Raw genomic sequence first — 15,007 nt, forward strand, 5'->3', positions numbered from 1 at the left:
GCGGGGCGAGAGCATAGAGATATACGGCCTTCGGGCCAAGGAGGATGCGCGCCGATGTCGCAACTTTCCGACAGCCGCTCACGGGGGCGTGAATGGCACAGCCCATTCTCAAGGTCTAAGCAAGGCGCGTGAGACCAGAAGGGATGCTGAAAATGCGTGCGATCGTGATCGGGCCGCTGCTGGCCTTGGGCCTTGTGGCAGGATGCCAGTCGGAGCCGGGCGACCCTCTCGAGGCCATCGCGCCGAACGCGATCTGGGAAGTGGTGTCGATCGACGGCAAGCCCCTGCCCGACGGCGTGGAGGTCACGCTGACCCATCCCGAAAAGGGCCTGATCGCGGGCAAGGCGGGCTGCAATCACTATAACGGCCGGATCTCGGAGAAGGATGGCCGGGTGCGCGTCGGCGAGCTGGCCGGAACGCGCATGATGTGCCCCGAGCCCGCAATGGGCGTCGAGAAGGCCTTCCACTCGGCCATGGCCCGCGTCGATACGGTGAAACTGTCGCAGGACCGGCTGGAGCTGATCTCGCAGGGCGACACGGTGATTGAAGCCACGCAATAAGCGCCTTGACCGGCGATGCGGGGCGTGGCCCTCTCGGGCGATGTTCCCGATCCGCGATCACAACCCCTCTTACAGCACCCCATGGGTCACATGGACGCTGATCGCGATCAATATCGTGGTCTATGTGATGACCGCGCCCTGGGGCGGCGATATGCGGGAGCTCTGGCTCGACAACGCGCTCTGGCCTGCTGCGATCACGCATGGCGTCGCGTGGCACGGGCTTTTCACCCATATGTTCCTGCATGCGGGCATCCTGCATCTGGCGGGCAACATGCTGTTTCTATGGGTCTTCGGCGACAATCTCGAAGACCGGATGGGGCGTGGCCTGTTCCTGATCTTCTATCTCGCCTGCGGGCTGGCCGCCGCCTTCGCGCAGATCGCCGCGAACCCGAATGCGACCGTGCCGATGGTGGGCGCCTCGGGGGCGATCGCAGGCGTGATGGGGGGCTATCTGCTGCTCTATCCGAAAGCGCGGATCGACGTGCTGTTCTACTTCCTCGTCTTCTTCAAGATCTGGGCCACGCCTGCGTGGCTGGTTCTCGGTCTCTGGTTCGTGATTCAGCTGTTCAATGAAGTCACTAGCGGCACGGCAGGCGGGGTGGCACATATGGCCCATATCGGCGGCTTCGTGGCGGGCGCGCTTCTGACGCTGCCGCTGTGGTATCGCCTTGGCGGGCCGCTCTTCTGGCGGCTCACCCATGGCCACCCGCCCTTCCCCGAGGCCCGCGAGCGCCAGACCAACATTCCCACAGTCACACGGAGACGCTGATGCTGCCCGAGATTCAATCGCCCCACCGCCTGACCTGCCATTGCGGCGCGGTGGAGATGGAGGTGACCCTCTCCGACGGGCTCAACACCAAGCGGCGCTGCGACTGCTCTTTCTGCCGTCGGCGCGGCGCGGTGGCGGTCTCGGCCCCGCTCTCGGGCATCCGCATCGTGAAGGGCGAGGACAACCTGACGCTCTACCAATTCGGCACGATGACCGCGAAGCATTACTTCTGCAAAACCTGCGGCATCTACACCCATCACCAGCGCCGCTCGAACCCGAACCAATACGGTGTGAACGCCGCCTGTCTGGAAGGGGTGAACCCGCGCGATCTCGATCCGGTGCCGTGGAATGACGGCGTCAATCACCCGACCGATCGCGCCGACTGATCCTCTCGAATGAACGCGGCGGCGCGCTCGGCGATCATGATCGTCGGCGCGTTCGTATTGCCCGAAATCAGACGCGGCATCACCGAGGCATCGACAACGCGCAGCCCGTCGATCCCACGCAGCCGCAGCTGAGGATCGACCACCGACATGTCGCCCTGCCCCATCGCGCAGGTGCCGACCGGATGATAGATCGTATCGGCCCGCGCCCGGATATCGGCCATCAGCCCCTCATCCGTCCCGTCATGCGGATAGAACCTGCGCCCCCGCCATGGGCGAAGCGGCTCCGCCTCGGCGATCCGGTCCAGAAGCCGCGCGCCTTTCAGCAGCAGCTCTGCATCGCGCGGATCGGACAGGTATTCGGGGTCGATCAAGGGTGCCGCGCGCGGATCGCTCGAGGCCAGCCGCAGCGTCCCGCGTGACTGAGGCCGCAGCGGACAGATATGAGCGGACCAGCCATCGGCCAGATGCGGCTTGCGCATATGCTGGTCGACGATGCCCACGACGAAATGGATTTGCAGATCGGGTCGGGTAAGGCTCGGATCGCTTCGCAGGAACGCCCCGCCCTCGGCCATGGGCGAGGCGAACAGCCCCTCGCCATGCTTGCGCCACGCGCCCGCCGCCCGCGCCAGCCGCATCAGCCCGCGCGGGTTCAGCCCCACCACGTCGCGCCGGGGCGACGTGTAGCTGATGACGTAATCCAGATGGTCCTGCAGGTTCGCGCCCACACCCGGCAGATCGAGACGCGGTTCGATCCCGACCTCGCGCAGATGATCCACAGGCCCGATCCCTGACAGCATCAGCAGCTGCGGCGAGCCGAACGCCCCCGCCGAGACGATGACTTCACGCGCCGCCTCGATCTTCATCCGCTTGCGGCCTTGCCGGACGATTGCCCCCGTCGCGCGCCCCTCCGCGATCTCGATCTTCTCGGCGCGCGCGCGCGTCAGCACGGTCAGATTGGGCCGCGCCATCACCGGATGCAGATAAGCCGCCGCCGCCGAACAGCGCTCGCCCTTGCGCGGACCGTCCCAGAATTGCGTGACCTGATAGAGCCCCGCCCCCTCCTGTCGTGGCCCGTTGAAATCCTCGTTCGGCGGGCATTGCACGGCCGCGCAGGCCTCGATGAAAGCGCGGCTGATCGCCCGTGGCCGCCGCTGATCGCCGACCTGCAACGGCCCCGCCGCGCCATGCCAGTCCGACGCTCCGCGGGCATTGCGCTCGGAGGCGAGGAACCACGGCTTCACGGCCTCCCAGTCCCAGCCCTCGGCGCCCGCCTCGGCCCAGCCGTCGTAATCCTCGGGCTGGCCGCGCGCATAGAGCATCGCGTTGATCGCCGAGGAGCCGCCAAGCCCCCTACCTCGCGGCTGGAATCCGCGCCGCCCGTTCAACCCCGGCTGCGGCACGGTGCGCAGCGCCCAGTTGTGGATCGGCGGTCGCCCGGCGACCATCGTGGCGACCAGCGCAGGCGCACGCACGAAGATGTCGCGCGCCTCGCGGCCCGCCTCGACGAGGCAGACGGTCACGGCCGGGTCCTCCGACAGCCGCGCCGCCAGCACCGAGCCCGCCGAGCCGCCGCCCAGAATGAGATAATCGAAACGCAAGGGCTCCTCCTTCCCTCGTTCGCGAAAAGCCTAACGGGTTTCGGAAGATAAGGAAGGATTACGCTGGGTCGGACGGGTCAGGGACGTGCCCGAGCCTTGGGTGACAACGACTGGAATTGATTGCCCGGATCAGCCGCGGAGCGGCCCGGGCAGCGCCCGACCGCCCCCTCGGGCGGGCGCTTTTGTGACGGCAGCGCGCGGGCCGAGGTCGCCCGGACGTGACGAAGATAAAGCGCCAACCTCAGAGGGCGGCGCGCCCACCCGGCGGTCGGGCCCCGCCCTCCGCTGCACGCAAAAGAAAACGCCCGGTCTCTCCGACCGGGCGCTCCAAACTCTCTCGCGGGCAACCTTAGCTGCGCAGCGTGCCGCCGGTGGCTTTGCTCACCTTCTCGACGATCTTCTTGCTCACCGCTTCGATCTCGGCATCGGTCAGCGTCTTGTCGGCAGGCTGCATCCGCACCGTCAGCGCGATCGACTTCTTGCCCGCGCCCATCTGCTCCTCGGCCTTGGCGCCAGTGAACTGGTCGAAGACGTTGACGCTCTCGATCAGCTTCTTGTCGGCGCCCATCGCCGCATTCACGGCCGTCAGCGCCTCGACATTCGCATCGACGACGAAGGCGAAATCGCGCTCGACCGCCTGCAGGTCGGAAATCTGCAGCGCGGGCCGCGTCGCGCCCTTCTTCTTCGGGAAGGGGATGTTTGCCAGACGGATCGTGAAGGCGACCGCCGGGCCCTTCACGCCCAGTTCGCGCAGCACCTTGGGATGCACTTCGCCAAAGGTCGCCAGCAGGTTCGGGCCAAGCGCCACATTGCCCGCCCGGCCCGGATGCCACCACGCATCGAGCTTGCGGTTGATCTGCGCACGCGCCGGCGCGCCGACCGCGGCCAGCACGGCCTCGGCATCGGCCTTCGCGTCATAGAGGTCCACCGGGCGACGCGAGCCGAAGGGATCGCGCGGCGCGGAGTGACCGACCAGAAGCCCGGTCGCCTGCAGAACCTGCTCGCCCGGCTCGCCGCCGTTGAACGCAGGGCCGACCTCGAACAGCGCCAGATCGTTCAAACCGCGTGCCTGATTGCGGGCAGCCGCCTGCAGCAGACCCGGCAGCAGATCGGGGCGCATATGCGTCATCTCCGAGCTGATCGGGTTCTCCAGCTTGGTCGCATCCGCGCCCCCGCCGAACAGCTTGGCGGACGCCTCGTCGATGAAGCTGTAGGTCACGCATTCATTGTAGCCCAAAGCCGCCGTCGTGCGCCGCGCCATCCGCTCGCGCTGCTGCATCGGGGTGAGGATCGCGCCGGGCACACCGGTCGTCTCGCGGCCCATCGGCTTGCCGATCAGCTTCGTCAGCGAGGCGATCCGCGCCACTTCCTCGACCAGATCGGCCGCGCCCAGCACGTCGGGGCGCCAGGTCGGGGGCGTCGCCATGTCGCCGTCGAGCGTGAAGCCCAGAGCCTCCAGCGTCTCGCGCTGCGTGGCCTCGGGAATGTCCATGCCGACGAGCGAGATCACCCGCGCCGGGTCCAGCTTGTAAGCGCGGCTGACATCCGGCACCGCGCCGTCCATCACCAGCTCCGACACTTCGCCACCGCAGAGATCCACGACCATCTTCGCCGCCAAATCGAGCCCCGGCAGCGTGAAAGCCGGATCGACACCGCGCTCGAAGCGGTAGCGCGCATCCGAGTTGATCTTCAGCGCACGGCCCGTCGCCGCGATGGTGATCGGGTCCCAATAGGCGCTCTCGAGGAATACATCCACCGTGTCTTCATCGGCGCCGGACTCTTCGCCGCCCATGATCCCGGCAAGGCTCTCGACGCCTTTGTCATCGCAGATCACCATGTCGCCTGCGCGCACGGTATAGGTCTTCTCGTCGAGCGCGAGGAATTCCTCGCCACCCTCAGCCGGCTTGATCACCAGATTGCCCGCCACCTTCTTCATGTCGAAGACGTGGAGCGGCCGGTTCAGGTCATAGGTGAAGTAGTTCGTGATATCGACCAGCGTCGAGATCGGACGCAGACCGATCGCCTTGAGCCGCTTTTGCAGCCACTCGGGGCTCGGCCCGTTCTTCACGCCCCGGATCACGCGACCAGCAAAGAGCGGGCAGCCCTTGTCCTTCAGTGCCGGGTCGATCGTCACCGAGATCGGTGCCTCGAACGCAGCCTCCACCTTCGGCACGTCAAGCGGCTTGAGCTTGCCCAGACCGCGCGCCGCCAGATCGCGCGCAATCCCGCGCACGCCAAGCGCGTCGGGGCGGTTCGGCGTAATCGCGATCTCGATCACCGGATCGACCGCCTCGGGACGGTTCGCAGCCAGCCAGTCGGTGAACTTCTGCCCAACCTCGCCCGACGGCAGTTCGATGATCCCGTTATGCTCGTCCGACAGTTCCAGCTCGCGCTCGGAGGCCATCATCCCGTGGCTCTCCACCCCGCGGATATTGCCCACCGACAGCGTCACGTCGATGCCGGGCACGTAATCGCCGGGCTTGGCCAGCACGACCGTGATCCCGGCCCGCGCATTCGGCGCACCGCAGACGATCTGCGTCACACCCTCATCCGTCTCGACCATGCAGACCCGCAGACGATCGGCGTCGGGGTGCTGCTCGGCGGACTGCACACGCGCGAGCGTAAACGTCTCCAGCTTCGCCGCCGGATCGACGACTTCCTCGACTTCAAGCCCGAGATCGGTGAGCGCCTCGGCGATCTGATCGACGGTGGCCTCGGTCTCGAGATGATCCTTGAGCCAGGACAGGGTGAATTTCATCGGACTTCCCTCAGGATTGCTTGCGCTGCGCGAGGTCCTTGTAATCCCCCATCTCAAGGAGTTTCAACTCCCGCCAAAGCCGGATCGAGGGTTTTGCGGCGAAAAGGAGCGACCCGATCAGGAACAACCACGTGCCGGGGATCATCAGGCTCTCGTAGAAGAAGAAGATCGAGCCGATGACGAAACAGAAGGCCGCGCCGAAATCGACCACCGTATAGGCGATCTCCGTGAGCGCGACGAAGCGGCGCTGCTCGGGGGTCTGCTCATGCGATGGGGTGTCGAAGATGAAGTTACTTTTGGCCATCGGTCTCTCCTTGATAATCCTTTACCAAGCGAAACCGTTCGCAAACGAGTTCCATCTCGGGAGTAAAACCTCCGTTACGCTCGAAATAGGCCTGATGACCCTGCCGCCAGCCTTCCAGCGTCTCGTCCTCCCCCTCGGCCAGCGCGAAATCCTCATCGACATCGCAAAACCGCCGGATCGTGACCTCGACGGTCTCGATCAACACCGCGGGCTTGCCGTCCCAGTCGAGCGCGATATCGCGCCGCCCCACCACCGGCATATCCTCGCCCCCTTCGGTGAAGTAAGTGAGCGCGCCGCAGGTGGCGGTCTTCTTGCCTTGGCGGATCAGGCCGAGGAGCTGGACGCAGAGTTCGCGGCTGTCGCCGAAGGTGAAGGTGATGGGGTCGGGCATGGGGCTCGATTAATGACTGAATAAGGTTTCGATTGGTTTAGTTCAGAACACTGCGACAGCCACGCATTGCCGACAATAATTAGCAGCGCAGAGCAGATTACTAGCGCGGAACAAACGAGGGAGAAACGGAACCACTTCTCCTTCGCGAAGAGGTCACGCATCAGATCTTCTTGAAGCCGTTTAGCGAGGCCTTCTCGAGATATATCGGGCTGAACATTTGTGATTGAGATTATGTCCAGATGCCAAATTCCTCGAAAAGACAAAACGAGCGGAGCCAACAGCAAAATGATTGTACCAGCTGTGAAACCGACTCCCAGAACATAGTTTTTTGCTCCAAAGCCATACGCCATGAACGCACTGATCGCGAAAATCAAAATCGCTGTTAGACCCGCGCTTTTTGTTTCAACTTTCTTCAAAGTCCCCAGCAAGATCTCATGTGCAGCCGGGCTAAGCTCGAAACGATCCCTAGCGCATAGCTTCGCGTTCGCGTGATAGTCGCAAAAAGTCTCGTCAGGCTTGAGCAACGCATAGGCTTCATTTCTCTCTTTGAACCTATGCCGAGTTCTCGGACATGAAAAACGGTTGGTCGCGCTGATCGCAAACAAACAGCCGATCTCGAGGACTAAAGCAACGAGAAAAAAAGTCGTGCCCAAGCCGGAAAATGTCACCGACTCAACCCACCAGCCACCGTCGGCAGGTCCAGCGCGCTGAACCCGTAATGCTTCAGCCAGCGCAGGTCGCTCTCGAAGAACGCCCGCAGATCCGGGATGCCGTATTTCAGCATCGCGAGGCGGTCGATCCCGATGCCGAAGGCAAAGCCCTGCCATTCATTCGGGTCGATCCCGGCGGATTCGAGCACTTTCGGATGCACCATCCCCGAGCCGAGGATTTCCATCCAGTCGTCGCCCTCGCCGATCTTCAGGCTGCCACCCTCCCACGAGCAGCGGATATCGACCTCGGCCGACGGTTCCGTGAAGGGGAAATGCGAGGCGCGGAAGCGCAGCTCGACGCCGTCCACCTCGAAGAAGGCCTTGCAGAACTCTTCCAGCACCCATTTCAGGTTCGCCATCGAGATGTCTTTGCCGATCGCCAGACCTTCGACCTGATGGAACATCGGCGTGTGGGTCTGGTCCATATCCATGCGGTAGACGCGGCCCGGCGCGATCACGCGGATCGGCGCGCCCTGCTCCAGCATCGCGCGGATCTGCACCGGCGAGGTATGGGTGCGCAGCACATGGGGCGGACGCTCGTCACCTTCGTCGCGATGCATGAAGAACGTGTCATGCTCCTGCCGCGCGGGGTGTTCGGGCGCGATGTTAAGCGCGTCGAAATTGTGCCAGTCGTCCTCGATCTGCGGGCCTTCGGCGACCGCAAAGCCCATATCGGCGAAGATCGCGGTGACCTCGTCCATCACCTGAGAGACCGGGTGAATGGTGCCAGCGCGGTGCGGACGGCCCGGCAGCGTCACGTCGAGCCATTCCTCGCGCAGCCGCGCATCGAGCGCCGCATCCGCCAGCGCCGCCTTCTTCGCGCGCAGCGCCGCGTCGATCTCGTCCTTCAGCACGTTGAGCGCCTTGCCCGTGGTCTGGCGCTCCTCCGGGGTCATCTTGCCCAGCTCACGCATCTTCAGGCTGATCTCGCCCTTCTTGCCCAAGGCGGCCAGACGGATCTCTTCCAGCGCGGCCTCGTCGGTCACATCGGCCACGGCGCTCAGGTATTTATCGCGAAGCTCTTGCATATCATTCCCCGGGAATTTGCTTGGCCCACGGGTTAGCCGCGCCGGCGCGCCTTTGCAACCTCGCGCTTGCAGGCAAAGGGCGGATGGGGGCGCTGCCCCCGGCCTTGCGGCCTCCCCCGGGATATTTCGCTCGAGAAGACGCGCAAGACATCCTTAACCAGAATCGGATTGTCTCGGAGACGCGGTACAGGCGGGGACGCCGATGACCGCTCGAGGAGAAGCGCCCGGTCAGCTGCCCGACGATGGGCCCGAGCCGGGCGTTTTTTCTTCCTCTTGGTGGAAATATCCCGGGGGGCTCGTGAAACGAGCGGGGGCAGAGCCCCCTCCCCGGCAGGCCACCCATCCGAAACGAAAAAGGCCGCCCCAGATGGAGCGGCCCTTCCCGAATTCTATCGTCAGCCGATTACGCGGCGGCGGCGGCTTTCGCCTGCTCGACGATCGCGCCGAAGGCTTCGGGCTCGTGCACGGCGAGATCGGCGAGAACCTTGCGGTCCACTTCGATGCCAGCCTGGTTGAGGCCGAAGATGAACTTCGAGTAGCTCAGATCGGCATCGACGGCGCGCACGGCGGCGTTGATACGCTGGATCCAGAGCGCGCGGAAATTACGCTTACGGGCTTTACGGTCGCGGGTCGCGTATTGGTTCGCCTTGTCGACCGCCTGGGTCGCAGTGCGGAAGTTGCGCGAGCGCGAGGAATAATACCCTTTCGCCTTCTTGAGCACTTTCTTGTGCGCGGCGTGGGTGACCTTACCGGATTTGACGCGTGCCATTGTTCAAGTCTCCCGAGTTCAGCGGTTGTAGGGCATGTATTTCTTGACGATCTTCGTATCCGCCTCGCAGAGCACCATGGTGCCCGAGGTTTCGCGGATGAATTTCGTCGAGCGTTTGATCATGCCGTGACGCTTGCCGGCCGGACCCACCTTGACCTTGCCGGTCGCGGTGAACTTGAACCGCTTCTTGGCAGCGGATTTCGTCTTCATCTTGGGCATTTACAGCTCCTTTGCAGGGTGTGGAAGCGCGACTCGGCATGCCACTTCGGCCGGCCGCGCGGGTTCAGAGTGGGCCTGTTAGACGGCGCAGGGCGGTTTGGCAAGGGAAAAGTCCGGATCAGCCGCAGTTCCGGAGGGGGACGCTAGTAATTGATCACGCGGGCCAATACGCGCGCCACCGCCTCGGGCACCATCTCGAGCGTGTAGCCGCCCGGGCGGGCAAGAAAGGCCAGCAGGATCAAGGCCACCGCCACGACGATCCCGAAGGTGGCCGCCCGCGGCGGGCGGCCATCGGAGAAGGCGGAGATCGCGGCCGGGATCGCGAAGATCGCGATCCCCAGTCCGATCGTCAGCAGGAGATCGGTATCGATCGAAGAAAGATCCATCGCCTGCCCCCAGTTTCACCATCCCTGATAGGGAAGGTTACTCAGGGTCAGTGCGGTAAATCAATCGCTCATCACAAGGTGCGACGCGCAGGATGTTCGTGGTGCCCTGCACGTTGAACGGCACGCCTGCGGTGACGACGATCTGCTGCGTCTCGTCGGCAAAGCCGAAATCGCGCGCCGCGCGGGCGGCGTTGACGACGGCCTGCTTGAACCGCTCCAGCTCACCGGACGGCACCGCATGCACCCCCCAGGTCAGCGTGACCCGCCGCAGCGTCGCCTCGATCGGCGAGAGCGCGATGATCGGCACGCGCGGACGCTCGCGCGCGATGAGCGCGATCGTCTTGCCCGATTGGGTGTAGGCGCAAATCGCTGCGATGTCGGTGGTCTCGGCGATCTCGCGCGCGGCGGCCACGATCCCGTCGGCGACGGTCTGGCGCGCAGCGGAACGCGACGCTTCGATCACTTCGCGATAGGTCGGGTCCTTCTCGACCGAAATCGCGACGTTGTTCATCGTCTCGACCGCTTCGACCGGGTAGTTGCCGGCCGCGGACTCCGCGGACAGCATGACCGCATCGGCGCCCTCGTAGATCGCGGTGGCGACATCGGAGACCTCTGCGCGGGTCGGCATCGGGCTCTCGATCATCGATTCCAGCATCTGCGTCGCCACGATCACGGGCTTTGCCCAGGTGCGGCATTTGCGGATCAGCTGTTTCTGGATCGGCGGGACGGCCTGAACGGGCAGCTCCACGCCCAGATCGCCGCGGGCGACCATGATCCCGTCCGAAGCCTGAAGAATCTCGTCGAAGCTGCGCACCGCCGAGGGCTTCTCGATCTTCGACAGGATCGCCGCGCGCCCCTTGGCCAGTTCGCGGGCTTCTTCGACGTCCTCGGGACGCTGCACGAAGCTCAGCGCGAGCCAGTCGACGCCCATCTCGCAGGCGAATTCCAGATCCTTGCGGTCCTTTTCCGACAGCGCGGCCAGCGGCAGCACCACGTCGGGGACGTTCACGCCCTTGCGGTCCGAGATCGTACCACCCACGGTGACGGTGCAATTCGCGAAATCATCGCCGCAGTCATCGACCACCAGACGGATCTTGCCGTCGTTGACCAGCAGTTCCGAGCCCGGCTCGAGCGCCTGGAAAATCTCGGGATGCGGCAGGCACACGCGATGCGTGGCGCCGGGCTTGTCCTCGAGATCGAAGCGGAACTTGTCGCCGTCTTCCAGCTCCGCCCCATGCGCGGCGAAGGTGCCGACGCGCAGTTTCGGGCCCTGAAGATCCGCGAGGATCGCGATCGGGCGGCCGAATTCGGCTTCGAGTTGGCGGATGATGGCGTGACGGGCGCGATGCTCCTCGTGGGTGCCATGGCTCATGTTCAGGCGGAACACGTCCGCGCCTGCGACGAACAGAGCTTTGATGCTGTCATAGTCCGAGGAAGAAGGGCCCAGCGTAGCCACGATCTTCACGTTGCGAAGGCGTCTCATGCGTCCTCGTTTTCCGTTCAAATTGATGTCATTTCGTGGGCCAAGTAAGCGTATGGCGCAATTTGTCCCGGGCCGCAACTGGCGTGGCGCAATCTTTCCCGTTATCTGGGCCATATCGAGTAAGCGTGAAGAGACTATGAACGAAAAACAGCCCCTTTCGATCACCGGAGAGGCACGGACCGGACGCTGGCTGGTCACGTGCGATCATGCGCGCAACACCGTGCCCGAATGGGTCGGTGGTGGCGATCTGGGGATCGAGGCCGAGGATATGGCGCGCCACATCGCCTATGACGTCGGCGCGCTGGGGCTGTCGGAAGCACTGGCGGAGCGGCTCGACTCGCCGATGATCGCGAGCGATTTTTCGCGCCTCGTGATCGACCCGAACCGGGGCGAAGACGACCCGACGCTGGTGATGAAGCTTTATGACGGCACGATCATCCCCGCGAACCGCCATGCCGACGCGGCAGAGGTCGAGCGGCGGCTGGACCGGCTCTATCGTCCCTATCATGCGGAATATGCCCGGCTCGCGGCCCGGCGCGACGATACGGTGATCTGCGCGGTCCACTCCTTCACGCCGCGCCTGCGCGGGCGGCCGCCCCGGCCGTGGGACGTCGGCATCCTGCACGCCCCGGCCGATCCGCGCCTCGCCTATGAGATGATCGCAGCGCTCGAAGCCGAGGGCGATCTCTGCGTGGGCGACAACCAACCCTATCTGGGGCATCTGGAAGGCGACTCGATCGACCGCCACGCGCTGGCGGATGGTCGCCCGAATGTGCTGCTCGAGCTGCGCAACGATCTGATCGCGACACCCGAGCAGCAAGCGGCATGGGCCGACCGCCTCGCACCGATTCTAACGCGGGTTCTGGAGCAGAGCGACCTCTGATTGGCGACAATAATTCCACCGGTCCCGCGATTGCTTCCAAGCGGCGCAGCTTCCGCCACATTCTGACCACATTCTATTGACGACCTCCTAAGAGCATCGGATATCTAGCCCTGATTTCAGGGGGATATTACCTATGCTTGCGACTCTTCTACTCGCCTTCCTGCCGATGGCGCTGCTTGTCGGCGTCGGCCTCGACGGCGGCCACGACCATAAAGATCACAGTGACGAAGAGGACCAGACGCGCCCGGAAGAAGACGGCACCGGTGCAGGCGAGGAGATCGACATCTCGGAGCCCGATCAGGTGACCGAAGGCACGTCGGGCGACGACACGATCCGTGGCACCGACGGGACCGACTCCGTTATGGGGAACGCGGGCGACGACACCATCTATCTCGGCGATGGCAACGACGGCGGCGACCTCTCGCCGGAGGCCCAGCAGGCGATGGATCAGGCGACGAGCCTTGGCGACCTCCTCGACGCCTTCGAGGCGTCCGGCGTCTTCGGCGCGGTCGGCGGCTCGGGCAACGACTATATAGATGCAGGCGCGGGCAACGACTCGATCACGGGCAGCCAGGGCGACGACACGCTACGCGGCAATCTCGGCGCGGACTATATCTTCGATGCGGAAGGGTCGAACGATCTCTATGGCGGCTATGGTGACGACGAGCTCCATGCCGTCGATCAGGACGGCGCGCCCGACCTGCTCGATGGCGGCGCGAATAACGACTACCTCCACGGCGATGACGGCGACACGATGACCGGCGGCACCGGGTCGGATTGGTTCGCGGTCAACTGGAACGAAGGCGATGCGCCGGTGACAGTGACTGATTTCGGACAGCTCGGCCCGAACCCGGACCCGAACGCGTCCGGCGAATATCTCGGCATCGAGGTGGATGACCTCTCGCACCTGTCGGACTTCACCGTCTCGCAAAGCGGCAAGGACTCCATCGTGTCGATCAATGGTGAGAACGTCGCGACGCTCAAGAATGTCGAATATGCCGCGCTCAAGTCGGTGGGCAGCGCGATCTACGCGACCGACGGGACGAATTACGGACACCCGACCTACGCCTGACCCATTCTCGAATCACAGCGAGAGGCCGCCGATCGCGCGGCCTCCTTCCGTTTTGGTAAAGCCCCCAAAACGCGACCATATCCGATCGCGATACTAATCCTCGACATTCTCTCTGATGGTTAACGACCTCTGAACAATGGGGCGGTTTCGGCCTCACAAAACTTTTGCGCAACCGACAAAATGTCGCGACGATCAAGGCAAGATCAGGAGAAACCATGCTCGCCTTGTTCATCGCCACCACCATCGCGTTATGCCTTCTCGGCTGGGCCGAGGGCTTGCCGCGCCAGCGCCAAGCGCGCGCCACCGCCGACATCGGGGCGGCCGCCACGGCGCCGTCGCATGGCGCTCCGCTGGAAGAGACGCTCGACACGCGCCCCGCCAATGCGGAGGACGGCGCGGACGACCTCGACGCCGCCGTGATGATGCGCATCGAAGCGCTGCTGGCGCATCCGAACCAACAGGCCGAGACCCGCGCGAAACACACCCCGGCACCTGCGCCCGCCGCAGGCCCCGAGCCGCTGCCGCGGATCAACGGGTTCGAACCGGGCGACGCCATCGCCCTCGATTTCACCGGCTCTGCGCCGCGCCGCGACGACATCACCTTCCGCACCTGCGCCGAAGGCACGCTCGTCGTGATCGAAGGCCAGGCCGAACTGGTCATCACTGGCATCGCGCCCGAGCAAATCGCGCCAGATGCCTTCCAATTCCGCGCTCATGCGGCGGCCTGAGAGACACCGCCCGCATGACAGGAAAAGACCCCGGTTGGGCTGGCCGGGGTCTTTTCTTTTTTAAATTCTGGATGTTGCGCCTCGGCGCGCGTCAGATCGCGGCTTTGCGGCTCTCGTCGAGATAGATCTCGCGCAGGCGCGCCGCCACCGGGCCGACCGCACCCTCGGCCACCGTCTCGCCGTCGATCTCCACCACCGGCATCACGAAGGCCGACGCCGAGGTATAGAAAGCCTCGTCCGCGCCTTGCGCCTCTTCGATGGTGAAGGGACGCTCCTCGATCTCCATCTGCGCTTCGGCGGCATATTTCAGCAGCGAGGCACGGGTGATCCCGTGCAGGATGTCCTCGCTCAGATGCCGCGTGATGATCTTGTTGCCCTTCACGATATAGACGTTGTTCGACGAGCCTTCGGTCACGAAGCCATCCTCGACGAACCACGCATCGTTCTTGCCCGCCTTCTCGGCCGCCATCTTCGCCATCGACGGATAGAGCAGTTGCACCGTCTTGATGTCGCGGCGATGCCAGCGCAGATCGGGCAGCGAGATCACCTTGATGCCCTGTTTCGCCTTCGGATCGTCGGCGAGGTTCGGCTTCGACTGGGTATAGAGCACCACGGTCGGGGGCGTGCCCTCCGGCGGGTAGTGGAAATCGCGATCGCCCGCATTGCCGCGCGAGACCTGAAGGTAGATCAGCCCCTCGACGATGTCGTTGCGCTTGACCAGTTCGCGGTGGATCTCGATCCATTCGTCGCGGGTCAGATCGCAGCTCATCTCCAGCTCCGCCATCGAGCGGTCGAGCCGGTTCATGTGACCTTCGAATTCGAGGATCTTGCCGTCCAGAACGGAAGTCACCTCATAGACCGCATCGCCCATCACGAAACCACGGTCGAAGACGGAGACCTTGGCCTCTTCCTCGGGAATATACTCTCCGTTGAGATAGACGATCCGGCTCATATTCTTGCTCC

The 15,007-nt window shown here is 64.3% G+C and carries 16 protein-coding genes; 6 read left to right on the top strand and 10 right to left on the bottom strand.

Annotated elements, in window-relative coordinates; all coding sequences use genetic code 11:
- Positions 1-152 precede the first annotated feature (152 nt).
- Genes AC2TZ7_RS19345 through AC2TZ7_RS19355 form a run of 3 tightly spaced genes read left to right on the top strand, consistent with a single transcriptional unit; the run spans position 153 to position 1,715 of the window.
- Complete coding sequence (locus AC2TZ7_RS19345; protein ID WP_165756996.1) at positions 153-560, top strand: META domain-containing protein; 408 nt, start codon at positions 153-155, stop codon at positions 558-560.
- Positions 561-600: 40 nt separating this feature from the next.
- Positions 601-1,329 (top strand): rhomboid family intramembrane serine protease, encoded by a 729-nt coding sequence (locus tag AC2TZ7_RS19350; protein WP_098411952.1) that lies wholly within the window; start codon positions 601-603, stop codon positions 1,327-1,329.
- Positions 1,329-1,715, top strand: coding sequence for a GFA family protein (locus AC2TZ7_RS19355; protein ID WP_078548890.1), 387 nt, complete (start codon positions 1,329-1,331; stop codon positions 1,713-1,715). The genes AC2TZ7_RS19350 and AC2TZ7_RS19355 overlap by 1 nt, the downstream gene beginning before the upstream one ends.
- Here AC2TZ7_RS19355 and AC2TZ7_RS19360 read toward each other — a convergent pair.
- The 9 genes from AC2TZ7_RS19360 to pyk all read right to left on the bottom strand — a co-directional run bounded on the left by AC2TZ7_RS19360 (position 1,691) and on the right by pyk (position 11,361).
- Positions 1,691-3,313 (bottom strand): GMC family oxidoreductase, encoded by a 1,623-nt coding sequence (locus AC2TZ7_RS19360; RefSeq protein ID WP_489865429.1) that lies wholly within the window; start codon positions 3,311-3,313, stop codon positions 1,691-1,693. The two genes, AC2TZ7_RS19355 and AC2TZ7_RS19360, sit on opposite strands and share 25 nt — an antisense overlap.
- A gap of 349 nt (positions 3,314-3,662) precedes the next feature.
- Positions 3,663-6,071 carry a phenylalanine--tRNA ligase subunit beta gene (gene pheT, locus AC2TZ7_RS19365; protein ID WP_489865430.1) on the bottom strand — a complete coding sequence of 803 codons (2,409 nt, stop codon included), beginning with the start codon at positions 6,069-6,071 and terminating at the stop codon, positions 3,663-3,665.
- A 10-nt stretch (positions 6,072-6,081) separates the two neighbouring features.
- Entirely contained in the window at positions 6,082-6,375 is a 294-nt protein-coding gene (locus AC2TZ7_RS19370) for a YrhK family protein (RefSeq protein ID WP_098411955.1), read from the bottom strand.
- A complete protein-coding gene (locus AC2TZ7_RS19375; RefSeq protein WP_489865431.1) occupies positions 6,362-6,766 on the bottom strand; it encodes an ASCH domain-containing protein in 405 nt (134 codons plus the stop codon). Before AC2TZ7_RS19375 ends, AC2TZ7_RS19370 begins: the two co-directional genes overlap by 14 nt.
- Before the next feature lie 664 nt (positions 6,767-7,430).
- A complete protein-coding gene (pheS, locus tag AC2TZ7_RS19380) occupies positions 7,431-8,504 on the bottom strand; it encodes a phenylalanine--tRNA ligase subunit alpha (protein WP_489865432.1) in 1,074 nt (357 codons plus the stop codon).
- A gap of 403 nt (positions 8,505-8,907) precedes the next feature.
- Positions 8,908-9,273 carry a 50S ribosomal protein L20 gene (rplT, locus tag AC2TZ7_RS19385; RefSeq protein WP_078522551.1) on the bottom strand — a complete coding sequence of 122 codons (366 nt, stop codon included), beginning with the start codon at positions 9,271-9,273 and terminating at the stop codon, positions 8,908-8,910.
- Positions 9,274-9,291: 18 nt separating this feature from the next.
- Positions 9,292-9,492, bottom strand: a complete 201-nt coding sequence (gene rpmI, locus AC2TZ7_RS19390; RefSeq protein ID WP_078542184.1) for a 50S ribosomal protein L35 — start codon at positions 9,490-9,492, stop codon at positions 9,292-9,294.
- Positions 9,493-9,635: 143 nt separating this feature from the next.
- Positions 9,636-9,878 (bottom strand): hypothetical protein, encoded by a 243-nt coding sequence (locus AC2TZ7_RS19395; protein WP_255266520.1) that lies wholly within the window; start codon positions 9,876-9,878, stop codon positions 9,636-9,638.
- A gap of 37 nt (positions 9,879-9,915) precedes the next feature.
- Positions 9,916-11,361 (bottom strand): pyruvate kinase, encoded by a 1,446-nt coding sequence (gene pyk / locus AC2TZ7_RS19400; protein WP_098411958.1) that lies wholly within the window; start codon positions 11,359-11,361, stop codon positions 9,916-9,918.
- Between the two features lie 136 nt (positions 11,362-11,497).
- Between pyk and AC2TZ7_RS19405 the strand changes: the two genes are divergently transcribed.
- From AC2TZ7_RS19405 to AC2TZ7_RS19415, 3 genes are all read left to right on the top strand, one after another.
- Entirely contained in the window at positions 11,498-12,244 is a 747-nt protein-coding gene (locus AC2TZ7_RS19405) for an N-formylglutamate amidohydrolase (protein ID WP_489865433.1), read from the top strand.
- 133 nt (positions 12,245-12,377) lie between these two features.
- Positions 12,378-13,316 carry a calcium-binding protein gene (locus AC2TZ7_RS19410; protein WP_489865434.1) on the top strand — a complete coding sequence of 313 codons (939 nt, stop codon included), beginning with the start codon at positions 12,378-12,380 and terminating at the stop codon, positions 13,314-13,316.
- A gap of 215 nt (positions 13,317-13,531) precedes the next feature.
- The gene (locus tag AC2TZ7_RS19415) at positions 13,532-14,044 is read left to right on the top strand and encodes a hypothetical protein (protein ID WP_489865435.1); all 513 of its coding nucleotides are present in this window, start codon (positions 13,532-13,534) and stop codon (positions 14,042-14,044) included.
- A 91-nt stretch (positions 14,045-14,135) separates the two neighbouring features.
- On the opposite strand, the gene AC2TZ7_RS19420 is transcribed toward AC2TZ7_RS19415, so the two are convergent.
- Positions 14,136-14,996, bottom strand: a complete 861-nt coding sequence (locus tag AC2TZ7_RS19420) for a D-amino-acid transaminase (protein ID WP_489865436.1) — start codon at positions 14,994-14,996, stop codon at positions 14,136-14,138.
- Between the last annotated feature and the right edge of the window lie 11 nt (positions 14,997-15,007).

Source organism: Thioclava sp. ISO4 (assembly GCF_058105145.1).